The 13,532-nt window shown below is 68.3% G+C and carries 15 protein-coding genes and 1 pseudogene; 13 read left to right on the forward strand and 3 right to left on the reverse strand.

What is annotated here, in order from left to right:
• Positions 1 to 7: 7 nt before the first annotated feature.
• Entirely contained in the window at positions 8 to 241 is a 234-nt protein-coding gene (locus ACH4U7_RS12570) for a hypothetical protein (RefSeq protein ID WP_398527922.1), read from the reverse strand.
• 29 nt (positions 242 to 270) lie between these two features.
• Between ACH4U7_RS12570 and ACH4U7_RS12575 the strand changes: the two genes are divergently transcribed.
• From ACH4U7_RS12575 to ACH4U7_RS12635, 13 genes and pseudogenes are all read left to right on the forward strand, one after another.
• Positions 271 to 975: a VanZ family protein gene (locus ACH4U7_RS12575; RefSeq protein ID WP_398527923.1), complete on the forward strand. Its 705-nt coding sequence runs from the start codon at positions 271 to 273 to the stop codon at positions 973 to 975.
• Positions 976 to 1,043: 68 nt separating this feature from the next.
• Positions 1,044 to 1,739, forward strand: a complete 696-nt coding sequence (locus ACH4U7_RS12580; protein ID WP_398527924.1) for a response regulator transcription factor — start codon at positions 1,044 to 1,046, stop codon at positions 1,737 to 1,739.
• Complete coding sequence (locus tag ACH4U7_RS12585) at positions 1,732 to 2,862, forward strand: sensor histidine kinase (RefSeq protein ID WP_398527925.1); 1,131 nt, start codon at positions 1,732 to 1,734, stop codon at positions 2,860 to 2,862. Before ACH4U7_RS12580 ends, ACH4U7_RS12585 begins: the two co-directional genes overlap by 8 nt.
• 82 nt (positions 2,863 to 2,944) lie before the next feature.
• Positions 2,945 to 3,109, forward strand: coding sequence for a hypothetical protein (locus tag ACH4U7_RS12590; RefSeq protein WP_398527926.1), 165 nt, complete (start codon positions 2,945 to 2,947; stop codon positions 3,107 to 3,109).
• Positions 3,102 to 3,236 (forward strand): hypothetical protein, encoded by a 135-nt coding sequence (locus tag ACH4U7_RS12595; RefSeq protein WP_398527927.1) that lies wholly within the window; start codon positions 3,102 to 3,104, stop codon positions 3,234 to 3,236. The genes ACH4U7_RS12590 and ACH4U7_RS12595 overlap by 8 nt, the downstream gene beginning before the upstream one ends.
• 99 nt (positions 3,237 to 3,335) lie before the next feature.
• Positions 3,336 to 3,446 (forward strand): annotated as a pseudogene (locus ACH4U7_RS12600) (transposase); the annotation flags it as partial.
• A gap of 145 nt (positions 3,447 to 3,591) precedes the next feature.
• The gene (locus tag ACH4U7_RS12605; RefSeq protein WP_398527928.1) at positions 3,592 to 4,860 is read left to right on the forward strand and encodes a DUF1524 domain-containing protein; all 1,269 of its coding nucleotides are present in this window, start codon (positions 3,592 to 3,594) and stop codon (positions 4,858 to 4,860) included.
• A gap of 364 nt (positions 4,861 to 5,224) precedes the next feature.
• Positions 5,225 to 5,425, forward strand: coding sequence for a hypothetical protein (locus ACH4U7_RS12610; protein WP_398527929.1), 201 nt, complete (start codon positions 5,225 to 5,227; stop codon positions 5,423 to 5,425).
• On the forward strand, positions 5,425 to 6,105 hold the full coding sequence (locus ACH4U7_RS12615) for a restriction endonuclease (RefSeq protein ID WP_398527930.1): 681 nt from the start codon (positions 5,425 to 5,427) through the stop codon (positions 6,103 to 6,105). Before ACH4U7_RS12610 ends, ACH4U7_RS12615 begins: the two co-directional genes overlap by 1 nt.
• A 43-nt stretch (positions 6,106 to 6,148) precedes the next feature.
• Positions 6,149 to 6,667: a hypothetical protein gene (locus ACH4U7_RS12620; protein ID WP_398527931.1), complete on the forward strand. Its 519-nt coding sequence runs from the start codon at positions 6,149 to 6,151 to the stop codon at positions 6,665 to 6,667.
• Positions 6,610 to 6,810: a hypothetical protein gene (locus ACH4U7_RS12625; protein ID WP_398527932.1), complete on the forward strand. Its 201-nt coding sequence runs from the start codon at positions 6,610 to 6,612 to the stop codon at positions 6,808 to 6,810. Before ACH4U7_RS12620 ends, ACH4U7_RS12625 begins: the two co-directional genes overlap by 58 nt.
• A 1,202-nt stretch (positions 6,811 to 8,012) precedes the next feature.
• Positions 8,013 to 8,456 (forward strand): hypothetical protein, encoded by a 444-nt coding sequence (locus tag ACH4U7_RS12630; protein ID WP_398527933.1) that lies wholly within the window; start codon positions 8,013 to 8,015, stop codon positions 8,454 to 8,456.
• A 59-nt stretch (positions 8,457 to 8,515) separates the two neighbouring features.
• Positions 8,516 to 11,986, forward strand: a complete 3,471-nt coding sequence (locus ACH4U7_RS12635; protein WP_398527934.1) for a hypothetical protein — start codon at positions 8,516 to 8,518, stop codon at positions 11,984 to 11,986.
• A 164-nt stretch (positions 11,987 to 12,150) separates the two neighbouring features.
• On the opposite strand, the gene ACH4U7_RS12640 is transcribed toward ACH4U7_RS12635, so the two are convergent.
• Positions 12,151 to 12,987 carry a transposase family protein gene (locus ACH4U7_RS12640; protein WP_398527935.1) on the reverse strand — a complete coding sequence of 279 codons (837 nt, stop codon included), beginning with the start codon at positions 12,985 to 12,987 and terminating at the stop codon, positions 12,151 to 12,153.
• A 186-nt stretch (positions 12,988 to 13,173) separates the two neighbouring features.
• Complete coding sequence (locus ACH4U7_RS12645; protein WP_398527936.1) at positions 13,174 to 13,506, reverse strand: hypothetical protein; 333 nt, start codon at positions 13,504 to 13,506, stop codon at positions 13,174 to 13,176.
• Between the last annotated feature and the right edge of the window lie 26 nt (positions 13,507 to 13,532).

Genomic DNA, 13,532 nt, shown 5'->3' on the forward strand with positions numbered 1-13,532 from the left:
GACAGCCTTAGGGGTTCACGGTCCAGTAGCCGTTCACGGTCCAGGGCAGATATGCGGGTGCGATGGCGAGCTCGTCCTGGATGCTCGGCAGTGCGATGTTCACGGACGAGTCGTCCAGCACCTGCAGTGGCTGGGCTGGCGCGATCACCAGCGGCGGGGCCATCTCACGGCCAGCTTGCGCCGATTCCTTGATGCCGGGAATTCCGTGTATCGCGGGCGTATCGAAAATCGCATACGCCACCACAACGGCCCTCCGTCTCCAATGGGGGCATGAACCACCACGCATCCCTGTCAGCACCGCCCCGCCGCACGCACAGGATCGTGCTCCTCAGCCTGGCGATCCTCGGCATGGCGAGCGCCGTGTTCGTCGTGCGGCGGCCGCTCATGATGTCGGCTCCGATGTGCATGGCCGGGCGGTGGCACGGCTGCTTCGATACGTTCAACGGTGTGGTGCTCATCACGTTGGTCGCGTTGCCGTTGGCCGCGCTGGTGGTGTGGGCGCTGGCACACCGTCGGCGTGCCGTCGGCGCCGCATCGGCGTGGCGGATGTCGCTGGCCGAGGTGGGCATGGTCCACGGGACGGTGCCGTTCTTATGGATGACCATGATGCCGGGCGCTGGGCCTGGTACCGCTCCGCGCCGGGTGAGCCTGGTACCGCTGCGGGATCTGGTCACGATGGGGTCGGGCGGGATCGTCGGCAACCTGCTGATCTTCGCGGCGCTGGGGTTCTTCGCCCCGATGCGGTTCGCGGCGCTGACATCCGTGCTGCGGATCCTGGCGCTCGGGGCGGGCTGCTCGGTCCTGGTCGAAACCGCACAGTACGTCCTGTGGCTGGACCGGGTGTCCTCCGTGGACGACGTGCTGGTGAACGCCACCGGCGCCGTGCTGGCCGCGCTGGCGTCGCGCTGCTGGTGGCGCACTACGGCGGAAGCGCCATCCGACCAGTCTCGTCCCGCGCCGGCACCGGCAGGCTGAGTCGCGTGTTCGGTGTGCACACGTCTTTGCATACGTCGGCGATATGTTGTGCCGCTTAGGCTTCAGGCATGCGCGTGCTGATCGTGGAGGACGAGCCCTACCTGGCCGAAGCCGTCCGTGACGGTCTGCGGCTGGAGGCGATCGCCGCCGACATCGCCGGCGACGGCGACTCCGCTCTGGAGCTGCTCAGCGTCCACGCCTACGACCTCGCGGTCCTCGACCGCGACATCCCCGGCCCCTCCGGCGACGAGATCGCCCGACGCATCGTCGCTTCCGGCAGCGGCATCCCGATCCTCATGCTCACAGCTGCCGACCGGATCGACGACAAGGCTTCCGGGTTCGAGCTCGGTGCCGACGACTACCTCACCAAACCGTTCGAGCTGCGGGAGCTCGTCCTGCGGCTGCGGGCGCTCGACCGCAGACGCGCGTACGCCCGGCCCCCGGTCCGCGAGATCGCGGGCCTGCGGGTGGATCCCTTCCGCCGGGAGGTCTTCCGTGACGGACGCTACGTCGCGCTCACCCGCAAACAGTTCGCCGTGCTCGAAGTTCTCGTCGGCGCCGAAGGCGGTGTCGTCGGCGCCGAGGAGCTACTGGAGCGGGCCTGGGACAACAACACCGACCCCTTCACCAACGCCGTCCGCATCACCGTCTCCGCCCTGCGTAAACGACTCGGCGAACCATGGCTCATCGCCACGGTGCCCGGCGTCGGCTACCGAATCGACACCGGCATGGACACCACCCACCCCGGCGGCACTCATGAATAGACGCCCGGGGCTCAGCTCCCGACTGAAGCTCACCATCAGCTACGCCGGATTCCTCCTGTTCGCCGGCGCTCTCCTGCTGGCCGTGGTATGGGTATTCGTGCTGCGCTGGCTACCGGACGACGACCCCAGATCCCTCCAGAAGACGTTCGGCCCCGTGATCATCACCGGGCCCAACCGCTCCGACCTCCTGCGCGGCTTCGCCCCCGCCGCGGCCACAGCACTGGCCTTCCTCCTCGTGTTCGGCCTCCTGGGAGGATGGATCCTCGCCGGCCGGATGCTCGCACCACTCACACGGATCGCATCCGCGGCACGGATGGCTGCGAACGGGTCGCTGTCCCACCGGATCCGCATGAAGGGCCGCCGGGACGAATTCCGCGAACTCGCCGACGGGTTTGACACCATGCTCGAACAACTCGAATCCCACGTCGCCGAGCAGCAGAGGTTCGCCGCGAACGCCTCCCACGAACTGCGCACCCCGCTGGCAATCTCCCAGACACTCCTCGACGCCGCTCGCAACGACCCCACGCGGGACCAGGGCGAACTCATCGAACGCCTCCACACTGTCAACACACGGGCGATCAACCTCACCGAAGCCCTCCTGCTGCTCAGCCGCGCCGACCGCAGGAGCTTCACCCGCGAGCTCGTCGATCTCTCCCTCATAGCCGAAGAAGCCGCCGAAATGCTGCTTCCCCTCGCCGAAAAGCGCCAGATCACGCTCGACGTCACCGGCGGGACAACACAGACCGTCGGCTCCGCGGCGCTCATGCTGCGGATGATGATGAACCTCGTCCAGAATGCCATCGTCCACAACCTCCCTGCCGGCGGCACCGTAACGGTCCACACCGAACCGCGGCACGACGCGAGCGTGCTGCGGGTGGAGAACACGGGCCATCCGCTCCCATCGGAACTAGTACCGGCCCTCACCGCACCCTTCCAACGCGGAACAGAACGCATACGCACCGACGAGCATGCCGGCGTCGGCCTCGGGCTGGCCATCGTGCACAGCATCGTCCGAGCACACGACGGTACCCTTGACCTCACATCCCGCCCCACCGGCGGCCTCATCGTCACGATTCGACTTCCGGGCACGCCGCAGGCATCGTCCCCGAGCGGGGCCCACTAGATCGTTGACTGGAAGTCCTATGCCGCGCTCGAAGAACTCGGGAGGCCGGTGCGCACCATCTTCGCCTGCGACTACCCAGGCCGTGGAGAACTGGAACAGCGCAAACACTGTGCTCCACTACGACAAGGACGGGGCGTTCACCGGCCCGGAGAAGGAGCACGCCGAGACCTCGATGCCCACCCTGCACCTGCTTCAGCCCGCGCTCGTCCACGTCAACGCCCTGCTGGCCCAGCAGGGCGTTGACTGAACCGGCCTGGGCGAAGAAGCTCTCGGACGAGGACCGGCGCGGCCTGACCGCGCTGTTCTGGTCGAATGTCAACCCGTACGGCACCTTCCGCCTGGATATGGACAAGCGCTTCGACCTGGCACCATGACTGTTCCTCGCCCTCAGCAGGCCGACGTGAGCTGACCCCGGTTTCGTGGAGTCCCTGAAGCCAGGCTTATGATCCTGGCCCGAAGGAGAACCACGAGCAGTGCCAGCACCACGCAAATACCCGGACGAGCTCGGTGAGCGGGCCGTCCGTGAGGTCCGCACCACCGGCCGTCCGATCGCGCATGTCGCCAAGGACCTGGGCATTCACAAGGAGGCCCTGCGCGGCTGGGTCCGTCAGGCCGAGGTAGACGCCGAAGACCGCCGGCAGATCGATGCCGACCTCAATGTGTGGGTGCGGCAGAACGCAAAGTACCTGGGGCTGGTTTCCCAATCGCCCCGAGAACTTCCTGGACTTCGTGCAGAGCCTGCTGGAGACGGCCCGGCTCTTCAGGCCTCTCCTCGCCGCGAGCCGCGTATTGAAGAAGGACGGCGACAGGCTGGAGGCGGTGCTGTTCAACGAGCGCAATGGGCTCGGCGAACGGACGGTCGCGATCCTCGCCGCCATCCACCCCACCGACCGCCCGTCCGAAGCGAAGGACAAAGGCCGCCTGGTGGCCTCCTTCATCGACCGCTGGTACGTGCTGCAGGTACTACAGGACCTGCCCGTGCAGGCACCCGACGTTGCCGAGCTTGTCCACGGCACGCTCGTCCCGGTGCTGCGAGAATGCCGCACCACCGCCGACGTAGCCGCCGCACTGGGCCAACTCGCCCTGCGCGATGGCAACTCGATCCCCGAGGCATCGACCCTCGGATTTCGGGGCAACAACTCGCACCAGATCAGGTACCTGCTGGCCCGCGCCACCGCCTACGTGGAGGAAAGCTGCGAGCGGCCACAGGACGTCCTCGCCTACCTCGACAGGACGCAATTTCGTATTGAACACTTGTGGGCCAATCATCCTCGCCGCACCGAAAAGGAAATCCCGGACCCGGTCGTCTTCCGTAGCCTCCGCAACCAACTCGGCGGCCTGGGGCTGCTCGCGGGAAGGGAGAACTCGAGCATCAACGACATGCCGTTGCACGAAAAAGCCTACTTATACGCGCGGAGCAACATCCTACTCGGTATCATCTCGCCGGGATACGACCGCCGTAACCCGCTCCTGCGCGGCTTCATCAAGTCGCACCAGCTGGACAAACTCCTCAGGTCGTTCGGGCCGAAAGAGACGATGACTTCCGTCATCCAGACCCGACAGCAGCTCTACCTCCGCCTCTTCGAACTCATCTGGAACCCCGAACAGCTCGGCTTCCTCACCCCGACACCGCAAGACACTCCGCAGCCCGACCAGACCCCTGTCCCACAGCCTCGTGCCACCCCGGCCCGACGCAAGACGGCGCGCCGCCGCACCGACGTGGCAAAGATGCTCGACGCCCGCATCCTTACAGCCGGAACCCGCATCGTCCTCACCCACCGGTCCGTCGACCACTGGGCAACGATCAACCAAGACGGCGGCGTCGTACTCAACGCCACCGGAGGAACGCCCTACGGACGAGTGGATGAAGCCGGCGCCGTCGTCCGGGGCGCCAAAACCTGCCAGGGCATGAAGGAATGGCACATCGAGGACGAGACCGGCGCGCGACTCAGTCTGCGCACCCTGCGAGACCAGGCCGTAGCGGCTGGCCTCATGTAGAGCAGCGACGACCCATACACGCGAATCGAACACGGCCCTGTTTTCGCCATTTGCGACTAACGCTCGATGACGGCTGGTGACGCTGTTCTTGCAGCTCGGAGCAAACGACAGGGACTCAAGGGTGTGCGTTTCCGATCTTCAAGTGAGGTCGAAGTGCCGACCACGAGTTTCTCAACCAATGGTCAAGGTGCGTACCGGGAAGAATCGAACGGGACACTGCTCGCCCAGCAAGCGATGGCCTGTTCGTGCTTTACATGCGCCGCATTCCTTGATCATCCAGCAGTCTTTGTCAGTGCCCGTTGCTACACCAATTCCCAAGGAACTGTGCCGCACCCGGCGGCCACCAAGGGGAGGGGACAGCAGCATGCCACCGCAGGGATACCACGTAGTCCGCAGCCACATACGGCGCAACCCGCGCCCTGGCGCGAAGAAGATGAGCGGCTGGACGATTGCCGCACTGATCGCGGGCGTCTGGCTGTGGAGCCAGGTCTTCGGCTTCGGCGAAGCCAAGTCCGATGAGCCGCCTTCGCCCAAGCCCTCGGTGTCCGCCCCGGCGGCACCCTGATGGCCGGGCGCCGGCTATGGCTGCGCAAGCCTCGCGGCACCGGTGAGCACATCGCGGCCACAGTCGTCGCTCTGGCCGCGCTTGTCGTGGCCGTCCGGATGGCTGCCGGGGCAGTCGGTGCACTGAAGGACGCCTGGCCGGTCCTGTCAGTCCTCGCGTTGCTCGCGGGGGCCGTCGCGGCGTGGAGGAGCAGGCAGGCAACCGCGACGCGGCGCCGCGAAAGGGAGCGGCTGGCCACTCTCCGGATCACCCTGGACGAATTGGACGTCATGGACGACCGAGCCTTCGAGTATGCCCTGCGGGATCTGTTGATCCGTGACGGCTGGCCGGCCCGGAGGGTAGGCGGCGGTCGCGACCAGGCCGCCGACGTCATCGGTGACCACCCGCAGCGCGGGCGGATCGTCGTGCAGGCCAAGCACACCCGTGTCGGCGGGAAGGTGGGGTCATCGGTGATGTACGCGGTGAAAGGGACGGCCGGCCCGGCCCATAAAGCCGATCACGCGGTTGTCGTCACCAACGGCGCCTTCACCCGGGACGCCATGGCGTGGGGTGACCGGCACGGCGTCCACTGGGTCGACCGAAAGAAGCTCCAGCGCTGGGCCGAGACCGGCGCCGCCCTGCACGAACTTCTCGGAGTATCCGCGCGCTTTCGCCCGAGCCGGTTCAAGCGCGCTGCCTGACCAGCAGGGTCCTGGATCATCATCCATCACGTCTGGAGGTGTGGTGTTCGACGAAGGCGGGTCGCTCGACCCGACGCTGAAGCTCCTGCTGTACGCAGTCCTCACGCTGGCCGCGGGCAAGATGCTCTGGGAATGGCTTACCGAGGACGTCACCCGGTGGATCACCGTTGACCTGTGGGGCCTGATAGCCGACCACCCGTGGTGGACCAGCCTCATCGCCGCCAGCGGACTGCTCTTGTTCCTCCTGCTCGGCAAGCTCCTGTCATTCCTGCTCGACGCCGACATCTACGTCGGCCCGGACGACACGTGCGCCGATACACCCGACAATTCAGCCGACCCGGACGTGCTGACGTTCAAGATGAAACAGCTGTCCGCGATGAGCGCGACAGGCTTCGAGCAGGCGTGCGCCGATCTTCTGGCCCGTGACGGATTCCGGAGTCCGCGGCGGGTCGGCGGCGCCGGAGATAGTGCAAGCAGTACCAGAACCCAGTCGGATCAGGACACGTGCAGAAGTTCAACGGGACAGCCCGCGTGCACCACGCAGCCGACCTGCCCATCATGATCGCGCTCAACAGCTTCACACAGCCGGCAGTCGACTTCGCCCAGCACCACCAGCTCATCCTCAGGGGCCGCCCGGAACTGAAGAAACGGGCCCACGGCCAGCACCTCTACGACGTCCTCGGCATCCAGAGCACGACACCGTGAGGCCAGTTCGACCGCCATCCGGCAGCCGCACCCGCGATAGCGGCGCACACACCGCTTCTTTGTGCGGCACACACCACCCGGTCCGTGGACCGCCTCACGCCGTGTGCGGGGCAATCCCCTTCGCAGGAACCACTCGATGCCCATTGAGTGGTGTGCATCGCGAAAACTGCAGGTCGGGTGGGCTGGTGTGGGTGGATGCCGGCGTGCTCGTGCTGGTCTGCGACGGGTGTCCAGGGTGAAGATCCTCTGCCCGGGTGACTGGGCGGTTCTCGGGTTCCGCTGCGCTTGTCGCGAGGGTCCGCCTACGATCCGTCGCCGTGCGGGTACGCCGCCAGGTTGCGGGGTGGGTGCGGGGATGCCGGAGCTCGAACGGATCACGGTTCGCCGGAGCGAGCTGGACGCGCTCGCCGTCAGGTGCGCCCTCGGCGCGAGCATGCCGAAGGCGTACGCTGACTCCCCGTCAGGCACCGCGAGATGACGTCGACTGGGGGCGGATTGATGCTGACGTGGATCGAGGCTGGGGCATTCGGTGCGGGCGGTGGACTGATCGCCGAAGCGGTCGTCACCTACGGACGTTTACGCAGCTGGCAAGGGGCGCGACATGCGGCGCGGGCTTCAGAGACACCGCTCCCACCGCTCGGCAGGTTCGTCGATCCACTTGCGGACTCGCTCGCCGCACTCGTGCGCGTGGCGCTGGGAGGCGCGGCCGGGTGGCTGCTCCACACCGAGGTCACCGGTATCTACGCAGCGGTGACTGTGGGAGCCTCCGCCCCGGCACTACTGGCCCAGATCGGCCGTGCGACCACACCAACCGAGGCTCTCCGCGGCCCCGGCGGAGCACCACCGGATACACCTCCGACCCCAGCGGATCACGGGGGAACGCCTCCCGTCCCCAGGGGGGTGTCGTCATGACCATCGGCTCGGTCGCCCGGCGCTCCTGGCGCTCGTTCACCGGCAGCTCGGTCGCCCACCGCCCCCCGACAGGGGCTCGGGCCCGCGCAGGGTACACACTGCGGCAGCGGCTATGGGCCTCGTTCATCGGCGCGGACCTACCCTCCGGACCGCTCGCCACCGAGCCTGTCCTCCCGGAGAAGCCAACCGGGAACCGGCATCCGGTTTCTAAGGATGCGCGCGATTGGTCACGCCCTCAGCCGCTCGCTCCGGATTGGTTTCCTCTCCCACGGCTTCCGCAGGCCGGCGGCTTGGCCGCCGCGGGAGGCGACACCGTGCTGTTGGAGGCATCGTCCCCGGACGGCACCGCCCGGTTCCTCGTGCGCAGGCACGGGGACTCCGTCCCTGGGTACAGCCTGGAACTTGTCGTGCACGGCGTCGAGGGCGCCGCGCCACTGATGACGGCGGTCAGGTACGCGGGCGGGGCCGGTTCTGAGCGGGTGCTGCTCGTGCCTGTGGTGCGGGGGCGTTTTGGCCCTGCTGCCTCGTACGTCCGGCTCCCGGGCTTCGTCGGGGAGGGATGGACGGCCTCCGTGGCGGCACCGGTGGGCCCGGACAGTACGTGGGACGTCACGACGGTCACGCTGTCGGTCGGCGCCTCGCTCAATGATGCGACCCGTGATGCCTGGCGCGAGGTGCGGGCGCTGATTTCGGACGCCGGTCTTCGTCGCGCCATTGACCAGGAGCTGCGGTGACCGGGGCAGCGGGACCTGGGCATCGCGCGAGCACTCAGGATGTAGCCCCCTCGGCGGCCGTGGCGACGCGCCGAACGGGCTGGCGCTGGCCGACGGCCCGTGGCGGCCCCACGGCTCGGACCACGGTCGAGAATGTGCTGGAGCGGGCATCCGGCCCGCAGGCCGCAGTCCGGGAGCTGCTGGGCGAGTCGGCGCTGTGGTGGAGTTGCTGCAGCGAGGCGGTTCGTGACGATCCGGCGTGGCTCGCCGGTCGCGGCTGCGAGGAACTGCGCGCCTGGCTCGGGGCCACCGCGCCGGACCAAGAGCACGCGGCTGTTATGCGAGCTGAGCACCCCCTCCTCCTGGCCAGGGCGCTCGTCGGGCCGAAGGGCGGTGCCGAGGAGCACGACGGCGCGCTCATACGACTGCTCGAAGCGTGGGAGGGCAGCGGACTGCTGTGCTCCGAAGCCGCTCCTGGGCCCGCGGAGCCCTCCGGCAAGGGACTCGCCGAACTCTCGCCCCGTCTCGCCGGCGGAATCGACGCGCTCCTACAACGGAGCCAGCAACTGCGCCGTGCCGCGGCTCCGGACGGGCCGTCGCTGGCTGCCGAGGGACTTGTGGTGATCGCCGCGCTCATGATGGCGGGCATCGCACCGCGCAGGCGCCCTGTCGTGCGGGTCCCCGTGGTCTTCGGCCGCTCACCCGGACGGAGCGGAGAGGCCCCGGCCGCCGAGGGCGCCACCGGCATTCTGGAACTGCGCGAGTTCACCCCGGGACCGGCAGGACTGTATCCCGACCCGCGGACGATGGACGGGGTGCGCAGCCCGAATGCCCAGTTCGCCTCCGCGCTGGGCACGGCCTGGCGCCTGGCCGGTGCGCAGGCCGAAGGCCGCTGCGTGGTGTGGCGGATCATCCTGTCCGACGAACCCTCGGCCCCGGAACGGATCGAGGGGCCCTCCCTCGGCGTTGCCTTCGCGCTCGGCCTTCGCGCCCTGCTGCGGAGCCGGCCCGGTGCGGGCTGGCTCCGAGACGTCTTCTACGGACTGCGCCCGCGCACCGTGGTGACCGGCGCCCTCGACGCGGACGGCCGCCTGATCAGGGTCGCGGGCTTGGACGCGAAGCTGCTTGCCGCGCGCCGCAAGGGCTTCCGTCTGGTGGCACCCGAGCCGAACCGGCTCGAAGTCTCCGCAACTGCTCCCCGTCCCGGTGACGTGAGGTTCGCTGCCACCCTGCGTGAGGCCGACCGGTACGCCCGGCAGTTCCGCACTGGCCGCATCGCTGTCACAGCGCTCGTCCTCGCCGCCGTGACGACGGGGGCATTCGCCCTCCACCAGCGCGACCTCGCCCAGACCCAGCAGCGGACCGCGCTGATCAGCCAGGTCACCGCACGAGCGGATCAGCTACGCGCCACCGATCCTTCACTCGCGGCCAGGGTCGACATCGAGGCATATCGACTGAATCCCACCGGAGACCGCTACACGCGCCTGGTCGAAGACGCGAACAAGCCGCTGTCCACCGTCCTGAGCGATTTCTCCTCCAGTGTCTACAAGGTGGCGTTCAGTCCTGATGGCCGTACGCTCGCCGCCGCTGGCCACGACGACGCCAAAGACACAGGCATAGTGCGGTTCTGGGACATGACGAACCCGGCACATCCCGTCCTGCTCGGCGAGCCCCTCCGGGTTCCTGGCGCTGCCTGGATGGTGTTCAGCCCCGATGGAGGCACACTCGCCACATCCTCCGGCCCGGTCCCGGGCAACGCGGGGGTACGGCTGTGGGATGTCACGGACCCAGCCCGTCCCCGCGCGCTCGGCACAGCCCTCCCGCATACCACCGGCGGTAGCCCACTGGCGTTCAGCCCTGACGGGCACACGCTGGCCACCGGCACCGGCAGCTACACGGAGGAACGGCTGTGGGACGTAAGGGACCCCGCCCGCCCCGTCCCGCTGGGCCAGCCCCTCAAGCACACGTCCGCAGTCAACGTCGTCACGTTCAGCCCGGACAGCCGGTCCCTCGTCACCTCCTCCGTGGACGATGGGGCACGGATGTGGAACGTCACGGACCCCGCTCACCCTGTCATGCTCGGCAAGATCTGGACCGCTCTCAGCGTCGCGATGTTCACTCCGGACGGCCGCACCCTCGCCATCGGCCACGGCGGCGCCGTCCAGCTGCTGAATGTGACTGACCCGACGCACGTGGTCGCGTTGGGCGGTCCCGTGACGAGTTTCCTCGGTAATCTCAGCGCGATGGCGTTGAGCGCGGACGGCCGCACCCTCGCCACCCCTGGCGGAGAGCGGACTTTCCGGCTGTGGAACATCACCGACCCTGCCCATCCGACGTCCATCGCCCCGCCCCTGGCCGGCCACTACATGGCCGCCATGTCGTTCGCCCGCGACGGTCGCACAGTTGCTACCATCAGCGGTGACCGCACGGTGCATCTGTGGCACCTGCCCGCCGCCCTGCTGACCGGCCACACCAAAGTCGTCACCTCGACTGTGCCTGCTCCTAACGGCCACATCCTCGCCTCTGCCTCCACCGACGACACTGTGCGACTGTGGAACACCTCGGATCCAGCGCACCCCACCCCCCTCAGCATGATCAAGGGCTTCAGCAACACCGTCATATCCCTGGCGTTCAGCCCCGACAGCCGCACCCTCGCCACCCTCGCCAACGGCGAGAGGCGCGTGATCCTCTGGAACCTCGAAGAACCGGCCAAGCCTGCCGTCCTCTCACAGATCAACTTCTCCGTGGGCGCCGGAACCGGCGTCTCGTCGGTGGGGTTCAGCCCCGACGGACAGACCCTCGCCACCGCCGCCGGCACCGTCGTCGTTGGCGGCGAACACAGCGTGAGCCTCTGGGACGTGTCGGACCCCGTTCATCCCCGGCTACGCGGCAAGCCGATCACCACTGACGGTGACACCAGTCGAGGCTGGATGCAGACCAGCTTCGTCTTCAGCTCCGACGGACACACCCTCGCCATCGCCGGTCGTTATACGTCCAACACGGTGCAGCTGTGGGATGTGACCGATCCGGACCGTCCGGCCCGCTCCGGGCCGCCCATCACCGGCGGCGCCCTATGGATGGCGCTCAGCCCGGACGGGCGCACCCTCGCCACGGTCAGCTCAACTGCCGTCAGTGGCGGCCCAGGAGACGGCGACGTCAAGTTGTGGAATATCTCCGACCACAACCACCCCACGCTCCTCGGGCCGCCGCTGAGCGGCTACACCAGCCGTGTCACCGCCCTGGCCTTCAGCCCCGACGGGCACACTCTCGCCACCAGCGGAGACGGTGTGCGCCTGTGGAACGTCACGGACCCGGCCCACCCTGCGGCGATCGGCCAACCCCTTGCCATCAGCACTGCCGAACTCACCTCACTGGCATACGTCCCCAACAGCCAGACCCTCGCCACCGGCGGATCGGACAACACGGTTCGACTGTGGCCACTGGCAGTGGACGAGAGCGTCCGACAGATCTGCGCCAACACCGACACCCCGACCCGCCCGCAGTGGCGGCAGTACCTGCCCATGCTCCCTTACCACTCCACCTGCGGCTAACGGCGAATCCTACATGTGCGGTGATCTTTCGCCAGCAACATCCCAAATGGCCAGCTACCTCTGAGTGGTGTGCATCGTGAAGTTGCAGGTCACGGGCCTGGTGCGCGTGGATGTCGGCGTGCTCGCGCCGGGCGTGGGCGGATGACTCTCGCGTAGATCGTCGGTCAGCGGGCGACTTCGCGGTTCGTCAGGACCAGCAGGGCCCGCACCAGCGCGGTCGCCCAGTTCGGGTCGGTGCGGACCTTGCCGAGCACGCGCCAGTTCTTCAGGTGGGCGAAGCCGTGCTCGACCGGCGCCCGGACCGCGGCCAGTGCCTTGTTGGACAGCTCCTGACCCCGGGCCAGGGGCCGGTTCCGGGCGGCCTTGTAGCCGGTGATCACCGCCGGATCGGCGTCCGGGCCGCTGTCGTCGAGGCCGACGAAGCCCAGGTCGGCGATCGCGCCGAGGCCGGCCGCGCGGAGATGGGCGGTGAGTGTGTCGTGGCGACAGGCGGTGATCTCCGAAGTGCGTCCGGGCCGAACCGCGGAGACACATACCAGCCGGCCCTTGTCGTCGGTGAGCGCGATCACGAGCAGGCCGTGGCATTTATGCGCTTGCCGGAGTAGTTCTTCCGGTTCTCGGTCCCGGTGCGGCGGCGAGCGCGGATCAGGGAGCCGTCCAGCAGGACCACCCCGCCACCTGATCGGGCGATCAGCGCGCGGTCCAGGCGAGGAGTGCGGGCGGCCAGCAGGCTGACGACTTTCCCGCACCCACCGGGTGACGGTGGTGCGGTGGACGCCGTTTCCGCCGGCCAGGTCGCCGGGCCGCTGGTCACAGCGCAGCACCGCCAGCACGATCCCCGCGATCTTCCCGGCGGGCAGCGCCCGCCACCTGGAGCCGATTCTCTTCAGGCGGCCGCGTATCAGGTCAGCGAGCCAGTTCAGGGTGGCACTCGACAGCGGCAGGTGGGCGGTGTAGACAAGGCCGTCAGAGCCCTCGACGGTGTCGTTGTATTTCTTCACACCAAACTCAACTGCCGCCGGGGCCCGTCGGTTAGTGCCCTGCCGCATCTGACCCCGCGGGGCTACCGTCGTGGAGTGAACCGTCCCTCGGGCCTTTTATGCAGCCAGCCGCGATCGGCGAGCTTGGTCACCTTCGCCCGCAGCGGCTCCAGCTTCCCGCGCACAGCCACCTCAAGGCCCAGTTCCTCACCCACCGCCCTGTCCTGCACCGGGCCGTCGGCGGCCCGCACGATTGCCGGGATCCGGCGGTGCGGGCAGCGCCATCTCGTCCGGACTGTCGTCACGGTGCGGGATCAGCAGCACCGCACGGCCCGCCACCTGCGCTTTCACCGGGGCAGCCGCGATGGCGGCTTTCGCCTCCGCCTTGGCCCGGTGCTGTTCGACCAAGCGGTGCAGGACCCGTTCGGCGATCACCAACTCCTCCCGCTCCGCCTGGCCCTCCTGAAGCTGCTTGCCCAGCTCCTCAGCGAGCGCGCCCAGCTCGCTCCGGCGAGCCGTGATCCGTTCGAGCTCCGACATCCCCGCACCCTCCCCGCGACCTGGCG

Origin of the sequence: Streptomyces sp. NPDC020845 (assembly GCF_044334165.1) — a bacterium.
Lineage (GTDB): Bacteria > Actinomycetota > Actinomycetes > Streptomycetales > Streptomycetaceae > Streptomyces.

What these genes read in the sequence shown, in the direction of transcription:
- ACH4U7_RS12575 (WP_398527923.1), top strand. Translation starts at nt 271, where the DNA reads ATGAACCACCACGCATCCCTGTCAGCACCGCCCCGCCGCACGCACAGG.
- ACH4U7_RS12580 (WP_398527924.1), top strand. Translation starts at nt 1,044, where the DNA reads ATGCGCGTGCTGATCGTGGAGGACGAGCCCTACCTGGCCGAAGCCGTC.
- ACH4U7_RS12585 (WP_398527925.1), top strand. Translation starts at nt 1,732, where the DNA reads ATGAATAGACGCCCGGGGCTCAGCTCCCGACTGAAGCTCACCATCAGC.
- ACH4U7_RS12610 (WP_398527929.1), top strand. Translation starts at nt 5,225, where the DNA reads ATGCCACCGCAGGGATACCACGTAGTCCGCAGCCACATACGGCGCAAC.
- ACH4U7_RS12615 (WP_398527930.1), top strand. Translation starts at nt 5,425, where the DNA reads ATGGCCGGGCGCCGGCTATGGCTGCGCAAGCCTCGCGGCACCGGTGAG.
- ACH4U7_RS12645 (WP_398527936.1), bottom strand. Translation starts at nt 13,506, where the DNA reads ATGTCGGAGCTCGAACGGATCACGGCTCGCCGGAGCGAGCTGGGCGCG.